Source organism: Massilia aquatica, from assembly GCF_011682045.1.
Taxonomy (GTDB): domain Bacteria; phylum Pseudomonadota; class Gammaproteobacteria; order Burkholderiales; family Burkholderiaceae_D; genus Telluria_A; species Telluria_A aquatica.
In genome coordinates this window covers 21,599-36,473 of the sequence record NZ_VVIW01000022.1, presented here as the reverse complement: position 1 = coordinate 36,473, position 14,875 = coordinate 21,599, and the positions used below count along the sequence as shown (strand labels likewise).

Below are 14,875 nucleotides of genomic sequence, written 5' to 3'. Positions count from 1 at the left end.
ATGAAGATCATCGTCATCGGCCACGGCATGGTAGGCCACAAATTCCTCGAGTCGCTCGGCGCCACCGGAGCGCCTGGGCTGGAAGTGACGGTCCTGTGCGAAGAGCCGCGCGCCGCCTACGACCGCGTGCATCTGTCCGAATTCTTTTCCGGTAAATCGGCCGCCGACCTGTCGCTGGTGCCGGCCGGCTTCTTCGAGGGCGGCAATATGCTGCTCAAGCTGAACGCGAAGGCGGTCGCGGTCGACCGCGAAGCGAAAACCGTCACCGTGGGCAGCGGCGACGTGCTGGCCTACGACAAACTGGTATTCGCCACCGGTTCGACCCCGTTCGTGCCGCCGCTGGCCGGCAGGGACCGCAAGGACTGCTTCGTCTACCGCACCATCGAAGACCTGGAAGCGATGCTCGAATGCGGCAAGCGCTCGAAAACCGGGGTGGTGATCGGTGGCGGCTTGCTTGGTCTGGAATGCGCCAAGGCCCTGCGCGACATGCAGCTGCAAACCCACGTGGTGGAATTCGCCCCGCGCCTGATGGCGGTGCAGGTGGACGATGGCGGCGCGCGCGTACTGCGCGCCAAGATCGAAGACCTCGGCGTGACCGTCCACACGCAAAAGAACACGCTGGAAATCATTGACGGCGAAGACGGCACGCACCGCATGAATTTTGCCGACGGCAGCCATCTGGATACCGACATGATCGTCTTCTCGGCCGGCATTCGCCCGCGCGACGACCTGGCGCGCCTGTGCGGGCTGGCGATCGGCCCGCGCGGCGGCATCGCCATCGACAACAGCTGCCTCACGTCCGATCCGGATGTCTACGCCATCGGCGAATGCGCGCTGTGGAACGGCCAGCTGTTCGGCCTCGTGGCGCCGGGCTACGACATGGCGCGTGTGGCGGCACGCCACCTGCTGGGCGAACAAGCGGCAGCCTTCACCGGCGCCGACATGAGCACCAAGCTCAAACTGATGGGCGTGGACGTGGCCAGCATTGGCGACCCGCACGCGGCCAGCCCCGGCTCCCGCTCGTACCAGTTCACCGATGAACGCAAACAGGTCTACAAGAAAATCGTGGTCTCCGACTGCGGCAAATTTTTGCTGGGCGGCGTGATGGTGGGCGACGCCAGCGAGTACGGCACCCTGCTGCAGATGATGTTGAATAAAATCGAACTGCCCGAATCGCCCGAATTCCTGATCCTGCCGCAAAGCGATGGCAAGGCGCGGCCGGGCCTGGGCGTGGATGCGCTGCCCGACACCGCCCAGATCTGCTCCTGCAACGACGTATCGAAGGGCGACCTGTGCGCCGCCGTGTGCGGCGGGGCCACCACCATCGGCGCGCTGAAAAGCTGCACCAAGGCCGGTTCCACCTGCGGCGGCTGCGTGGCGCTGGTCACGCAGGTGATGAAGGCCGAGATGAAAAAGCAGGGCATGGCCGTCGACAACCACGTCTGCGAACACTTCCCGTACTCGCGCCAGGAGATCTACCATCTGGTCAAGGTCGGCAAAATCACCTCTTTCGAGGACCTGCTGGCGCAGCACGGCAAGGGGCGCGGCTGCGATGTGTGTAAACCTGTGGCCGCCAACGTGCTGGCCTCGACCTGGAACGACTTCGTCTTGAAGCCCGAACACGCCAGCCTGCAGGATTCGAACGACTACTTCCTCGGTAACATCCAGAAGGACGGTACCTATTCGGTGGTGCCGCGCATGCCGGGCGGCGAAGTGACGGCCGATGGACTGATCGCGGTCGGCATGGTCGCCAAAAAATATGGCTTGTACACCAAGATCACCGGCGGCCAGCGGGTCGACCTGTTCGGCGCGCGCGTCGAGCAGCTGCCGCTGATCTGGGAAGAGCTGATCGAGGCCGGTTTTGAGTCCGGCCACGCCTACGGCAAGTCGCTGCGCACCGTCAAATCGTGCGTTGGCTCGACCTGGTGCCGCTACGGCGTGGCCGACAGCGTCGGTTTCGCCATCGAACTCGAAAACCGCTACAAGGGCTTGCGCACGCCGCACAAGATCAAGTTCGGCGTCTCCGGCTGCACCCGCGAATGCGCCGAAGCGCAGGGCAAGGACGTGGGCCTGATCGCCACCGAAAAAGGCTGGAACCTGTACGTGTGTGGCAACGGCGGCATGAAGCCGCGCCACGCGGAGCTCATCGCATCAAGCCTGGACCAGGAAACCGTGGTGCGCTACATCGACCGCTTCTTGATGTTCTACGTGCGCACCGCCGACCGCCTGCAACGCACCAGCGTCTGGCGCGACAACCTCGAAGGCGGCCTCGATTACCTCAAGTCGGTCGTCATCGACGACAAGCTGCACCTGGCCGCCGAACTCGAAGCGGACATGCAGCACGTGGTCGACACCTACGCCTGCGAGTGGAAGAACGCCGTCAACGATCCGGCCACGCGCCAGCGTTTCCGCCATTTCGTCAACAGCGACCTGGCCGACCAGAACGTGGTCTTCATGCCCGAACGCGGCCAGATTCGCCCGGCCACGATCGAAGAACGCAAGCGCGTCATCCCCCTCATCGTCAAAACCGCCTAAGGAGAAGCTCATGCACCGCGATATCGAACTGACCAACTGGACCGCCGTCTGCTCGCTCGACGAGATCGTCCCCAACACCGGCGTGTGCGCGCTCCTGAACGGCGAACAGGTCGCCGTGTTCCATGTGAAGGATGCCGAAGAACGCGTCTTCGCCATCGGGAACGTTGATCCGAACAGCGGCGTGTCGGTGCTCTCGCGCGGGCTGGTGGGCAGCCTGGGCGAACGGACCGTGGTGGCCTCGCCCATCTACAAACAGCACTTCGACCTGTTCACCGGCGAATGCCTGGAAGCGCCGGAACACTCGGTGCCGAGCTACCGCGCGCGGGTCGAAGACGGCAAGGTGTGGGTCTGCGCATGACACTCCCGACGACAGCCCCCGTCGCCAGGCAATCGCTGGTCGTCATCGGCAACGGCATGGCCGGCATGCGCACGGTCGAGGAAATGCTCAAGCTGGCGCCGGAGCTGTACGCCATCACGGTGTTCGGCGCCGAGCCGCATGGTAATTACAACCGCATCCTGCTCTCGCCGCTGCTGGCCGGCGAAAAGAACATCGACGACATCATGCTGCACACGCGCGAATGGTACGCCGCCAATGGCATCACCCTGCATGCGGGCGACCCGGTGGTGCACATCGACCGCCGCAAGCGCATGGTGAGGTCAACGTCGGGGCGCGAAGTCTGGTACGACCGCCTGCTGCTGGCGACCGGCTCCAAACCCTTTATCGTGCCGGTACCGGGCCACAAGCTGGCGGGGGTGATCGGTTTTCGCGACATCCAGGATGTCGATACCATGCTGGAAGCGGCCCGCAGCGGCGGCCACGCGGTCGTCATCGGCGGCGGCCTGCTCGGGCTGGAAGCGGCCAACGGCTTGCTGCGGCGCGGCATGCAGGTCACCGTGGTGCATGTGATGGACAGCCTGATGAACCAGCAGCTCGATAAACCGGCCGCACTGCTCCTGAAAACCGCGCTCGAACTCAAGGGCCTGAACTTCCGGCTCGACACACACACCAGCGAGATCGCAGGTGATGTGCGCGTCAAGGCGGTGCGCTTCAAGGATGGCAGCGAAATCCCGGCCGACCTGGTGGTCATGGCCGCCGGCGTGCGCCCGAACATCGAACTGGCCAAGGCGGCCGGCCTGCACTGCGAGCGCGCCATCGTCGTGGACGACACCTTGCAGACCTACGATCCGCGCATCTACGCCGTGGGCGAATGCGTGCAGCACCGCAGCGCCACGTTTGGCCTGGTGGCCCCGATCTGGGACCAGGCCAAGGTCTGCGGCGCGCACCTGGCGCGCAACGGCCATCGCCGTTACGTCCAGCAAGCCACGCCGACCAAGCTGAAAGTAACCGGTGTCGACCTGTACTCTGTCGGCGACTTTATCGGCGGCGAGGGCAGCGAAGATCTGGTGTTGCGCGACCCGCGCCGCGGCATTTACAAACGCCTGGTGTTGGCCGGTAACCGCATCGCGGGCGCGGTCCTGTACGGCGACGTGCAGGACGGCCCGTGGTACTTCGGCCTGATCCAGAACCGCACCGACATATCGGCCATGCGCAGCCGCCTGCTGTTCGGCGAAGCCCTGTGCGCCCAAGCCGCCTGACACGGAGCCCCAATTGAACCTCTCCCCAATCCCTTGCGCGGTGCGCAGCACCTGTCCCTACTGCGGCGTGGGCTGCGGCGTCACCGCCACGCCCTTGCCCGACGGCGCCATCGCTATTGCGGGCGATGCCAGCCACGCCGCCAATCGCGGCCGCCTGTGCGTCAAGGGAGCCGCGCTTGGCGAAACCATCGGGCTCGAAGGCCGCCTGCTGCACCCGGCCGTGCGCGAGGACGGCGCGCTGCGCGAGGCATCGTGGGAGGAAGCGCTTGAGCGCGTCGCCGGCGGCCTGCGCGCCATTATTGACGAACACGGGCCGGATGCGGTGGCGCTGTATGTATCGGGCCAGATGCTGACCGAAGACTATTACGTCGCCAACAAGCTGATGAAAGGGTACATCGGCAGCGCCAATATCGACACCAACTCGCGCCTGTGCATGTCGTCGGCCGTGGCGGGCCACAAACGCGCCTTCGGCGCCGACCTGGTGCCAGGCTGTTACGAAGACTTCGACCTGGCCGACATGGTGGTGCTGGTCGGCTCGAACACGGCGTGGTGCCACCCGATCCTGTTCCAGCGCATCGCGCGCCTGAAGGACGCGCGCCCCGAAGTGCGCATCGTCGTCATCGATCCGCGCCGCACCGCCACTTGCGAACTGGCCGACCTGCACCTGCCGGTGAAACCCGGCACCGACGTGTGGCTGTTCAACGGCCTGCTCAGCTACCTGGCGAAAAGCGGCGTGCAGGATACGGCCTTCATCGACGCGCACACCAACGGCCTGGCGCAGGCGCTGGACGCGGCGCAGGTCGATTGCGCCGATCCGCTGGCGGTGGCGCGCCACTGCCGCGTCGAGCCAAGTGACCTGATGGCCTTCTACGGCGGCTTCGCGGCGACCACGAAAGTCATCACCGCCTTTTCGCAAGGGGTGAACCAGTCTTCGGCCGGCACCGATAAAGTCAACAGCATCATCAACTGCCACCTGCTGACGGGCCGCATCGGCCAGCCGGGCATGGGTCCGTTTTCGATCACCGGCCAGCCGAACGCCATGGGCGGGCGCGAAGTGGGCGGGCTGGCCAATATGCTGGCCGCGCACATGGACCTGGACAATCCGCAGCACCGCGACACGGTGCAAACCTTCTGGTCGTCGCCGTGCATTGCGGAGAAGGGTGGCTTGAAGGCGGTCGACCTGTTCAAGGCGATCGAGGCGGGCACGGTCAAGGCGGTGTGGGTGATCGCCACCAACCCCATGGTGAGCATGCCGGACGCAAACCAGGTCCAGCGCGCACTGGAAAAGTGCGAGCTGGTGGTGGTGTCCGACATCGTCGCCAACACCGACACGAACGCCTTTGCCGACGTGCTGCTGCCGGCCCTGGGCTGGGGCGAGAAGGATGGCACGGTCACCAACTCCGAGCGCCTGATTTCGCGCCAGCGCGCCTTTTTGCCGGCGCCCGGCGAAGCGCGCGCCGACTGGCGCATTCTGGCCGACGTGGCGCGGCGCATGGGCTTCGACGGTTTTGACTTCGACAGTTCGCATGCGGTCTTCGACGAACATGCGCGTTTGAGCGTGTTCCGCAACGGGGGCGCGCGCGTGTTCAATCTGGCCGGCCTGTGCGGCTTGACGGCCCACGAATACGACACGCTCGAACCGGTGCAGTGGCCGGTGCGGCGCGGCGCCGATGGCGCCCTCCAAGGCAGTGCGCGCCTGTTCGCCGACCGCCGTTTCGCCCATGCCGACGGCAAGGCGCGCTTCATCGCCACGGCGCCGCGCGCGCCGGTCAATGCGGTCGATCCCGAGTATCCGCTGGTGCTCAACACGGGACGCGTGCGCGACCAGTGGCACACCATGAGCCGCACCGGGCGCGCCCCGCGCCTGGCCGACCACACGGCCGAAGCCTTCATCGACATGCATCCGCAAGACGCGCTGCTGTACGGTGTGCGCGAAGGGGAGCTGGCGCGCGTGTCGAGCCAGTGGGGCGCAATGGTGGCGCGCGTGCAGCACGGCGGCGGCATCGCGCGCGGATCGGTGTTCGTGCCGATTCACTGGAACGGCCAGACCGCGTCCGACGCGCGCGTGGGCACCCTGGTCAATCCGGCGGTCGATCCGCTCTCGGGCGAGCCGGAATTCAAGCATACGCCGGTCCAGGTGGAGCGTTTCGGGGTGGCGTGGCACGCCTTTGTGCTCAGCCGCAGCGAACTGGCGCTGGACCAGGTCGCGCACTGGACGCGGGTGCAGGGACGCGGCTTTGCACGCTACGAAATGGCGGGGCGCGGCCAGTTGCGCGAACGCGCCGCCTGGGCGCGTACGCTGCTCGGCGTGACTGACGATGCCGACTGGCTCGATTACGAAGACGCCAGCGATGGCGTGTACCGCGCCGTGCACGTGGTGGGCGAGCGCATCGAACAGTGCATCTTCCTCTCGCCGCGCACCGACCTGCCGGCGCGCGCCTGGCTGGCCAGTCTGTTCGCCAGCGAGTCGCTCACCCGGCTCGACCGCGCCGGGCTGCTGGCCGGGCAGGCGCTCGGCATGCGGCTTGATACCGGGCCGACCGTGTGTTCCTGCTTCGGCGTCGGACGCAACACGATTTGCGACGCGATCGTCAAGCAGGACCTGAAAACGGTGCCGGAAGTGACGGCCTGCCTGAAAGCCGGCGGCAATTGCGGCTCCTGCGTGCCTGAGATCAAAGTGCTGTTAATGCAGACGCGGGCGCGCGAAGCAGCCTGAAAATGTCGCCTGCAATTGTGATGCGAATGATATTATTGCCCGCATAAAACAAATTTACCTGCGGGAACACCACGATGGCGATGGAACTGGAAGCGGCAAGTGCCTTGGGAGTGGCGGAAACGGGCAAGCACGGGCACGGCGGACACGACGCGCATGCGAGCACGTGCGCCAACTGCGGCGCTGCGCTGAGCGGCCCGTTCTGCCATCTGTGCGGGCAGCACGCGCACGTGCACAAGTCCTTGCTGCATCTGGGTGAAGAGGTGTTGCACGGCATTCTGCACTTCGATGCCAAGGGCTGGCGCACGCTGCCGATGCTGGTCGCCAGGCCGGGCGAGCTGACGCGTCGCTACATCGATGGCCAGCGCACCCGCTTCGTGTCGCCGCTGGCCTTGTTCTTGTTCCTGGTGTTCTTCCTGTTTTTTGTGGCATCGCTCAGCAGCGGGCCGACGCGCGTGAACATCTCGGACCCCGCCTCGAAGGCCGAAGCGCGGGCGGAGTTCGTTCGCGAGGTGGAGCAGGCGAAGGCGGCGCTGCTTGCTGCCGACCAAGGCGGACAGGCGGAAGCCAAAGCCGAGTTGGCCGGCGCCGAGAAAGTGCTGGAGCTATTCGACCGAACCGGCGCTGCCGGAAGCGAGCGTCGCTGGTTTTCATCAGACAAGTTCACCATGAAAACGCCTTGGCCGGCGCTGGACGCCGCCATCAAGCATGCAGCCGAGAATCCGGCGTTGACGCTCTATAAGCTCAAAAGCAGCGGCGCCAAGTTTTCCTTCTTGCTGGTGCCGATTTCGCTGCCCTTCTTGTGGCTGCTGTTCTTCTGGCGGCGCGGCGTGACGATGTACGACCACGCGGTGTTTTCGCTGTACTCGCTGTCGTTCATGGCGCTCATGTTTGCGCTGGTGTTTGCGATCGGGGCTGCCGGTCTGGGCGTTGTGGCGGGCGCCCTGGTGCTGTTGGTGCCACCGGTCCATATGTTCCTGCAACTGCGTGGCGCGTATGCGCTCAGCCGTGGCGAGGCCTTGTGGCGCACCGTGGCGCTGTTGTGCATGGCGGGCGTGGTCTTCTTGCTCTACATGGCCTTGATTCTGCTGCTGAGCGTCGCATGAAGACCGCCATCATGGAATGGACGGGCTATCTGGCCAGCATCGCGGGTTTGCTGATCGTGCTGCTGACCTTCGACCGCACCGACTGGGCATGGCCGGCGGGCGGAGCGGTGCTGGTTCTGCTTGGCTTGCTGTTGATCTACCGCTCAAAGCGCCGTCGGCGCAGCGACGACGGCTATCCCGATGACTGCGGCCTGAGTATTGCCGATGATGTCGCAGATGCCATGGATGGCGATTAGCTGCCGGGCGCTCCGGGGTCTGTCCCCGGTTTTGCAACATCCGGCCGGCTTGATTACACCTTCTTGACGAACTCCGACTTCAGGCTCATGGCGCCGAAACCGTCGATCTTGCAGTCGATGTCGTGGTCGCTGTCGACCAGGCGGATATTCTTGACCTTGGTGCCCATCTTGACCGTGCCGCCCGATCCCTTGAGCTTCAAATCCTTGATTACGCTGACAGTGTCACCATCCTGCAACACATTTCCGGCGGCATCGCGATAAACCTTCGGCCCCTCATCGGCCGCCGCCGCACCTTCCTGCGCGCTCCATTCGTGGGCGCACTCCGGGCACACGAGATTGCTGCCGTCTTCATAAGTAAATTCTGAATTGCATTTAGGGCAGGGAGGAAGTGCGCTCATAGGAATTGTCCTGTAGTTGCTTGAAAGGCGATGAGTATACAGCCTGACCTAGCTGTACGAACAGTTGCATATTGAGTAGAAACAATGCTTTTGGTAAACAGTGGTGCAAACATGGCTCTTCTTAGCCCTTCGAATTGGATGATAACTCTGATAATTGCCTCAGAGCATCAACAAATTCAAAACAGAACGAGGAGCATCACCATGGCACCGACTACCCCACTTAGCTTCATGCAACTGAGCAGCAGCCGCCGTCCAGCACCTGTGCTGGCTGACCGGGCCGGCGTCGGCGCGCCGGTGAAGATCGAATTGCTGCCTTTCACCGTGCGCCCGGTCCGCACCGAGGCCGACCTGCGCAAAGCAGTTGCCGTTCGCCAGGCCGCCTACGCGCGCCATCTGCCCGAGTTTGCCAGGTCGCTGGAGCAGCCCGAAGCGGCCGACCATGACGGCGACACGGTGATCCTGCTGGCCGAATCGAAAGAAGATGGCAGCGCGCTGGGCAGCGTGCGGATCCAGACCAATTTTCGCCAGGCGCTGCATGTGGAAGAATCGGTCGACCTGCCGCTGTGGCTGGCGTCGCAGCGGCTGGCCGAAGTGACCCGCCTCGGCATTGTGGAGGGGCGCATTGGACGCCAGGTGAAGTTGGCGCTGATCAAGGCTTGCTTCGAGCATTGCGAGCACAACGGCGTGGATACGGCGGTGGTCAGCGGCCGCGCCCCGATCGATCGCCAGTACGAGCAACTGCTGTTCACCGATGTGTTCGCCAGCCGCGACCCGGTGATCCTGCGCCACGTCGGCAATATGCCGCACCGGATCATGTACTTCGACATCGCCAGCGGCCAGGAACGTTGGGAAGCGGCGCGCCATCCCTTGCTCGATTTCTTTTGCCACACGCGCCATCCGGACATTGATCTCGGCCGCCACCTTCCTGCTGCCTGGAAACATGGCTTGCCGCGCAGTCAGCAGGCCGCAGGTGCCGTTGTTGTTGGGCTCGCCGCGTAGTCAATCAAACTGTGACGGCGCGAGAGTAACGATGTATGCTTTGACATAATTGCCGCCGAAGAGCAACGCATGGCGGCGCCAGTTGTGCAGCCGGATGCCGCCCATGTCAATGCCGACTTCCTCGTCCCAAGCAACACGCGACCGCGTCCAGCACGCTCTCGAAGCGTCCTTGCGCCTGCTCTCTTTCTATCTGGTTCCGCTCGCCATCGCGCTGCTGTCGCTGCTGGCGCTGGTGTTCTGGAGCAACCAGTACCGCACCGTCGAGGGCCAGCCGCTGGCCTTGCGCGTCATGGCGCACCCCGATGCCACGCTCGCGCCGCGCCAGGCGCTGGCGCAGGTAACCGGTTTACCGGAAGTGCTCGCGCGCGAAACGCGCATGTCGCCCGATCCGCTCTGGTTCAGCATGCTTGCCGACGCGCAGGCGGGAATGGTGATTGAATTTCCTTCACGTCACATGACCGAGATCGCTTGCTGGGATGGCGCGACCATGCGTTCGCTGGGAAGTTCCACCCGTTCCGTGTCAACCGGTGCCCTGGCGCCACTGCGGGCCGGGTTTGCCCTGACCTTGGCTTCAGGGCAGGGCGCCATACAAGCTGCGCAGGCGCAGGGACCGTACAGCGTGCTGTGCCGCGCCGTGCTCATCGGCCCGGCCCGCTTGAGCGCGACGCAATGGCAGGTGGACGACCTGGCGCTGGCGGTGCAGCAGTTTCACCGCAAGTCGGGCCTGCTCGACGGCGGCATGATCGTGCTGACCCTGTTCGTGCTCACGACCGCGCTGATCAACCGCCAGGCCCTGTACGTGCTGCTGGCCGGCTGGCTGATCCTGAACCTGCGCATGGGCGCGCTCTCGGCCGGCTGGGATATCCAGTGGCTGGGCCAGGTCGTGCCGGACCGCTGGCTGTTGCCGGGCCGTGCCCTGACCATCGCCCTGTATGCGATCTCGACCCTGACCCTGTACCAGACCCTGTTCCGCGAGCGGCTGGCCAACACCCGCTACCGCGCGCCGCTGCGCTTTGCCGAGTGGTGCTGCCTGCCGCTGCTGGCGCTCTCGGTTTTGCTGCCGTACCATATTTTCCTGCCCGTCATGTGGGGCTTCGTGGCCTATGGACTGGTGCTGATGACGCTCGGGCTGGTCAACGTCATGTCGCAGTCGCGCATGCGGGTGGCGTTCTGGTTTGCCGCTTCGTTCGCGGTAACCATGCTGTCGGGCCTGGCGGAAGTGGTCGCCGCCGCGCTCGGCGTGCGCGACCTGACCGGCCTGGTCAACAGCGTCACGGCCGCGCTCGCATCGAGCCTGCTGGCCGCGCTGGCGGTGGCCGAACAGATGCGCCAGGAAACCGAACAGCGCATCGCGGCCCAGGCCGAATTGCAGCACACCTACGAAGCCATGCCGGTCGGCCTGTTCACGCTCGACCTGGAAGGAAACTTCCTCAGCGCCAACCCCACCATGCACCGCATGCTCGGCGCCGACGCGGCCGTCATCGCCGGCAAGAACTTCCAGCAATTCTTCGCCGACGGCGTCTGGGGCACCCTGTCCGGCCTGGTGCAGGATCAGCCCGATGCGGAACTGCGCATCGAAGACCGGACGGGCGCGCATTGCTTCCTGGTGCGCGCAACCCTGGCGCGCGGCAAGATCGAAGGCGTGCTGCAGGATACGACCGAGCAGTACAAAGCCACCGAGCAATTGCGCTTCATGGCCAACAACGATGCGCTGACCAAGGTCTACAACCGGCGCGGCATCGAGCGCGTGTTCGAGCAAGCCTGCTTCAAGCCGATGACCCTGGCGTATCTCGACCTCGACCGCTTCAAGCTGATCAACGACCTGTTCGGTCACCTGGCCGGCGATGAAGTCCTCAAGCAAGTGTGCGAACGCATCTCCGCCGTGCTCAGCGGCGACCAGCGCATCGGCCGCGTGGGCGGCGACGAATTCGTGATCATCATGCCGGAAACCTCGATCCGGGTGGCGGCGCTGATCTGCCGCTGTCTGGTCGGGCGCATCGGCAACACGCCGTATCGCGTGGGCGACAAGGCCTTTCATGTGCGTGGCTCGATCGGCCTGATCGAGGTGCAGCCCGGCATGCAAATGAAAGATGCCGTCTCGACCGCCGACCGCGCCTGCCGCGAAGCCAAGAGCGGCCACCGCGACGGCCTGGTGGTGTACGAGCGCAATTCGACGGCCTTTGTCGAGCGCGAAGCCGAGCTGAACCTGGTCGAGCGCCTCTCGGCCAACGACGTGACCGCCTGCATGGTGCTCGAAATGCAGCCGATCATGTCGCTCAAGATGCCGTACGACTCCATGAACTTCGAGGTCTTGCTGCGCATGCGCGAAGCGGACGGCACCTTGCTGGCGGCAGGACCCATCATCGCCGCCGCCGAGAAAAGCGGGCGCATGGGCATCATCGACCGCTGGGTGCTGTCGACCACCTTGAGCTGGATCGAGCGCAATGCCGACATGCTGGTCAATACCCAGTTCGTGTGCATGAACCTGTCTGGCGCCTCGCTCAACGATGAGCGCTTCATCCAGGACACCATCGACATCCTGCGCCGCCACCGCGACGCGGCCAGCCGGCTGTGCATGGAAATCACCGAAAGCGTCGCTTTGCACGACCTGAACAACACGCGCCGTTTCATCGACCAGGTGCGTAACTTCGGCGTCAAGGTGGCGCTCGACGATTTCGGGGCGGGCTATACTTCCTTCGCCTACCTCAAGGAGCTGCCGGCAGACATTCTCAAGATCGACGGCAATTTTATCGTCAATATGAATGCGCATCCGGCCGACGTGGCCATTGTCGAGGCGATCGTCAAGCTGGCGGTCAACCTGGGCATGAAGACGATTGCCGAATGGGCCGAAGATCGCGCCACGGTGCAGACCCTGGCCGATATTGGGGTGGACTACGTGCAAGGTTTTGTGATCGCATCGTCGATGGCGCCGGATATCTTGCTGACCGTCAGCTCGGCCGCTGGTTTTATCGTCGACGAGGAACTGAATCTGCTGGTGAGCTCGCTGGGCACGCCAGACAAGGCGCCTGTGCAAGCGGCAGTGGCCGATGAAGCGCCGGTAGCGGGCTTGCATTGAACTGTGCGGCCCTGCGCGGGTCGACGCCTGAAACATCCAACAATGAGGAACGGGCAATGATCGAACATGCGGTATTGGGAGTATTTGACGACTTCGACAAGGCGGAGGAGGCACGCGCCGCCTTGCTGGCCGACGGCTTCGACGCCGCTGCGCTGGAACTGAAGGTACATAACGACGAAGCGGGGCCGGTGGAAGGCAATTTTTACGTTGGCAATACGCCCGGCGAAAGCGAACAGCACGTCTACGACAGCAACTACGTCGCGGTCCAGCGGGCGCAATGCATGCTGGTGGTCGATGCGAACGACGCGGCCACGGCGGCGCGCGCGGGCGCCATCATGGCCGGGTTTGGCGCACGCGACCCGAATCATTTGTCCGCTACCGGTCCTGCCAGGCCACATCAGCCTGGTCTTTAGGGCGCGCCGCTAGTCCGGCGTCCGGGCTGGCCTCAAGTAAGCGGGCAGGGCGCTTGCAGCGGCGGCAGCTGGAGCGCTGCCGCAGCGACAATCGATGGCACTACTGCGCCATCGGTGTCTGTCCCGGCTGATCGCCGGCGCGCGGCATCGGCGTGCCTTCCAACAGGATCTTCATGCGCCCGAGATCTTCTTCAAGCTCGCGTTCCGGATCGCCGCCGAACAGCGTTGCCACCGCCTGCCCAACAGCCCCGGCCGGCGGCCGGTACGACAGGCTTACCGTGGCCAGCGTGCCGCCGCGCGATGGTTCGAGCCGCACCGATCCGGTTTGCTCGACTTGCGCGCCGGGCTCGCTGCGCCAGGCCAGGCGGTGCGGCCGCACCTGTTCGGTCAGCACGGCATCAAAGCTGAACTCGCTGCCGGCCGGACCCTTGACCACCCAATGCGAGCGCCGGTTGCCGAGATCGCGCACCTCGAGCACATTCGCCATGAAGCGCGGGAAGTTGTCGTAGCTGGTCCACAGCTCGTATACCCGCTCGGGCGCGGCGTCGATGCTGATGGTTTTTTCGATATCGACCATGCCGCTGCGCTCTTGCTGGCGCGACAGCCCGGGCAAGGCGCCGTTGCGCATGGAGCGCAACAGCAGCGCCGCGCCGGCGACGCCCACGATCATGGCAAGCGGCATGCGCCCGATCAGCATGCCGGCCAGGCCGGGCGTGCCGCCGCCCGGCATGGCGGCATTGCGCGGCGCCGGCCTCCACGGCGACTGCATGGTGAATGAACGGGCGCTGTCGCCGTCGCTCGTCGTTGCCGAGGCGGGCTCTGTCCGGTGCTGGCCGGTAGCCGCCATGGTTGCGCCATCCGCGCCGCCCGGGCCGCTATTGCCGGCGGCGCCCATGCGCTCGCTGACGTCGTGCACGACTTTCTCGAGCATGTCGCCGCCCTGCCGGCCCAGGTCGCGCAGCTTCGCTCCCGAGAGCGCCCGCCGCGGCGCCCCCCGGTCCGGGTCCAGCATGTACATGGCGAGCGCGCCGAGCGCCGCGCCGCCCACCCATTTACCGAGGTGAAGATCGTGTCCGGACGTCTGTTTCATGGTGTTCTCCGTTCGCTTGCGTTGGTGGATGAAGGTTGCGTTCGCGCGCCTGGTCGCGCCAGGCGATGGCCAGCAGGTCTTGCACTTCCTCGTTCCCGGTCTGGTCGAACTCCCGGTGCCAGCGTCCGACCGCGCCAAAATCGGGCGGCTGGCTCAGGCAGACCAGTTGATCGACCTGGGCGGCGAGCGCGGCGCAGCTGTCGGGCGCACCGACCGGTACGGCGGCCACGATGCGGCGCGCCCCGCGCAGGCGCGCCGCCCGGGCCGCCGCGCACATGGTGGCGCCGGTGGCCAGGCCATCGTCGGCCAGGATGACGGTGCGGCCCGCCAGATCGGGTTCGGCACGCGCGCCACGGTATTGGCGGGCGCGCCGCGCAATCTCGCGCAGTTCGCGTTCGCAGGCGGCATCGACCTGCGCGGCGCCGATCCGGTGCGCGCGGATGGCCGCCATATTGAGGACACGGATGCCGCCGCTGGCGACCGCCCCCATGGCATATTCTTCGTGGCCGGGGAGGCCGAGCTTGCGCACCAGCAGCACGTCGAGCGCCAGGCCGAGCGCTCGCGCGATGGCGAAGCCGACCGGAACCCCGCCGCGCGGCAAGGCCAGCACCAGCGCGTCGTCGCAAGCGGCGTGACGGATCAAGGCCTGGGACAGAAGCTTGCCGGCCTGCATGCGGTTTTTGAAGCGTTGGAAGGTAGCCATACCTCTTCGA

At 65.3% G+C, this 14,875-nt stretch carries 12 protein-coding genes; 9 read left to right on the top strand and 3 right to left on the bottom strand.

Features of this window, described 5'->3' with window-relative positions; all coding sequences use genetic code 11:
- From nirB to F1609_RS26450, 6 genes are all read left to right on the top strand, one after another.
- Complete coding sequence (nirB, locus tag F1609_RS26475) at window positions 1–2,535, top strand: nitrite reductase large subunit NirB (protein ID WP_167079650.1); 2,535 nt, start codon at window positions 1–3, stop codon at window positions 2,533–2,535.
- 10 nt (window positions 2,536–2,545) lie between these two features.
- Complete coding sequence (gene nirD / locus F1609_RS26470) at window positions 2,546–2,893, top strand: nitrite reductase small subunit NirD (protein WP_167079648.1); 348 nt, start codon at window positions 2,546–2,548, stop codon at window positions 2,891–2,893.
- Complete coding sequence (locus F1609_RS26465; protein WP_195826141.1) at window positions 2,890–4,131, top strand: NAD(P)/FAD-dependent oxidoreductase; 1,242 nt, start codon at window positions 2,890–2,892, stop codon at window positions 4,129–4,131. The genes nirD and F1609_RS26465 overlap by 4 nt, the downstream gene beginning before the upstream one ends.
- Window positions 4,132–4,144: 13 nt before the next feature.
- Complete coding sequence (locus F1609_RS26460) at window positions 4,145–6,847, top strand: nitrate reductase (RefSeq protein ID WP_167079644.1); 2,703 nt, start codon at window positions 4,145–4,147, stop codon at window positions 6,845–6,847.
- Between the two features lie 74 nt (window positions 6,848–6,921).
- Window positions 6,922–7,950 (top strand): DUF3667 domain-containing protein, encoded by a 1,029-nt coding sequence (locus tag F1609_RS26455; protein ID WP_167079642.1) that lies wholly within the window; start codon window positions 6,922–6,924, stop codon window positions 7,948–7,950.
- Window positions 7,947–8,186, top strand: a complete 240-nt coding sequence (locus F1609_RS26450) for a hypothetical protein (RefSeq protein WP_167079640.1) — start codon at window positions 7,947–7,949, stop codon at window positions 8,184–8,186. Before F1609_RS26455 ends, F1609_RS26450 begins: the two co-directional genes overlap by 4 nt.
- A 53-nt stretch (window positions 8,187–8,239) precedes the next feature.
- Here the strand turns inward: F1609_RS26450 and F1609_RS26445 are convergent, their stop codons facing one another.
- Window positions 8,240–8,584 carry a zinc ribbon domain-containing protein YjdM gene (locus tag F1609_RS26445; protein WP_166876897.1) on the bottom strand — a complete coding sequence of 115 codons (345 nt, stop codon included), beginning with the start codon at window positions 8,582–8,584 and terminating at the stop codon, window positions 8,240–8,242.
- A gap of 201 nt (window positions 8,585–8,785) precedes the next feature.
- Here F1609_RS26445 and F1609_RS26440 point away from each other — a divergent pair, with 201 nt between their 5' ends.
- The 3 genes from F1609_RS26440 to F1609_RS26430 all read left to right on the top strand — a co-directional run bounded on the left by F1609_RS26440 (window position 8,786) and on the right by F1609_RS26430 (window position 13,072).
- Window positions 8,786–9,583 carry a hypothetical protein gene (locus F1609_RS26440; RefSeq protein ID WP_167079638.1) on the top strand — a complete coding sequence of 266 codons (798 nt, stop codon included), beginning with the start codon at window positions 8,786–8,788 and terminating at the stop codon, window positions 9,581–9,583.
- Window positions 9,584–9,686: 103 nt separating this feature from the next.
- Window positions 9,687–12,659 (top strand): putative bifunctional diguanylate cyclase/phosphodiesterase, encoded by a 2,973-nt coding sequence (locus F1609_RS26435; protein ID WP_229422084.1) that lies wholly within the window; start codon window positions 9,687–9,689, stop codon window positions 12,657–12,659.
- 56 nt (window positions 12,660–12,715) lie between these two features.
- The gene (locus tag F1609_RS26430; RefSeq protein ID WP_167079636.1) at window positions 12,716–13,072 is read left to right on the top strand and encodes a hypothetical protein; all 357 of its coding nucleotides are present in this window, start codon (window positions 12,716–12,718) and stop codon (window positions 13,070–13,072) included.
- A gap of 100 nt (window positions 13,073–13,172) precedes the next feature.
- Here F1609_RS26430 and F1609_RS26425 read toward each other — a convergent pair whose 3' ends face one another.
- The gene (locus F1609_RS26425; RefSeq protein ID WP_167079634.1) at window positions 13,173–14,162 is read right to left on the bottom strand and encodes an SRPBCC family protein; all 990 of its coding nucleotides are present in this window, start codon (window positions 14,160–14,162) and stop codon (window positions 13,173–13,175) included.
- On the bottom strand, window positions 14,125–14,865 hold the full coding sequence (locus F1609_RS26420) for a phosphoribosyltransferase (protein ID WP_167079632.1): 741 nt from the start codon (window positions 14,863–14,865) through the stop codon (window positions 14,125–14,127). The genes F1609_RS26425 and F1609_RS26420 overlap by 38 nt, the downstream gene beginning before the upstream one ends.
- Window positions 14,866–14,875: the final 10 nt, after the last annotated feature.

Bases quoted from the DNA above. Each gene is read 5' to 3' on its own strand.
- F1609_RS26445 (WP_166876897.1), bottom strand. From the start codon at position 8,584: ATGAGCGCACTTCCTCCCTGCCCTAAATGCAATTCAGAATTTACTTAT.
- F1609_RS26425 (WP_167079634.1), bottom strand. From the start codon at position 14,162: ATGAAACAGACGTCCGGACACGATCTTCACCTCGGTAAATGGGTGGGC.
- F1609_RS26435 (WP_229422084.1), top strand. From the start codon at position 9,687: ATGTCAATGCCGACTTCCTCGTCCCAAGCAACACGCGACCGCGTCCAG.
- F1609_RS26455 (WP_167079642.1), top strand. From the start codon at position 6,922: ATGGCGATGGAACTGGAAGCGGCAAGTGCCTTGGGAGTGGCGGAAACG.
- F1609_RS26450 (WP_167079640.1), top strand. From the start codon at position 7,947: ATGAAGACCGCCATCATGGAATGGACGGGCTATCTGGCCAGCATCGCG.
- F1609_RS26465 (WP_195826141.1), top strand. From the start codon at position 2,890: ATGACACTCCCGACGACAGCCCCCGTCGCCAGGCAATCGCTGGTCGTC.
- nirB (WP_167079650.1), top strand. From the start codon at position 1: ATGAAGATCATCGTCATCGGCCACGGCATGGTAGGCCACAAATTCCTC.
- nirD (WP_167079648.1), top strand. From the start codon at position 2,546: ATGCACCGCGATATCGAACTGACCAACTGGACCGCCGTCTGCTCGCTC.
- F1609_RS26430 (WP_167079636.1), top strand. From the start codon at position 12,716: ATGATCGAACATGCGGTATTGGGAGTATTTGACGACTTCGACAAGGCG.
- F1609_RS26420 (WP_167079632.1), bottom strand. From the start codon at position 14,865: ATGGCTACCTTCCAACGCTTCAAAAACCGCATGCAGGCCGGCAAGCTT.
- F1609_RS26440 (WP_167079638.1), top strand. From the start codon at position 8,786: ATGGCACCGACTACCCCACTTAGCTTCATGCAACTGAGCAGCAGCCGC.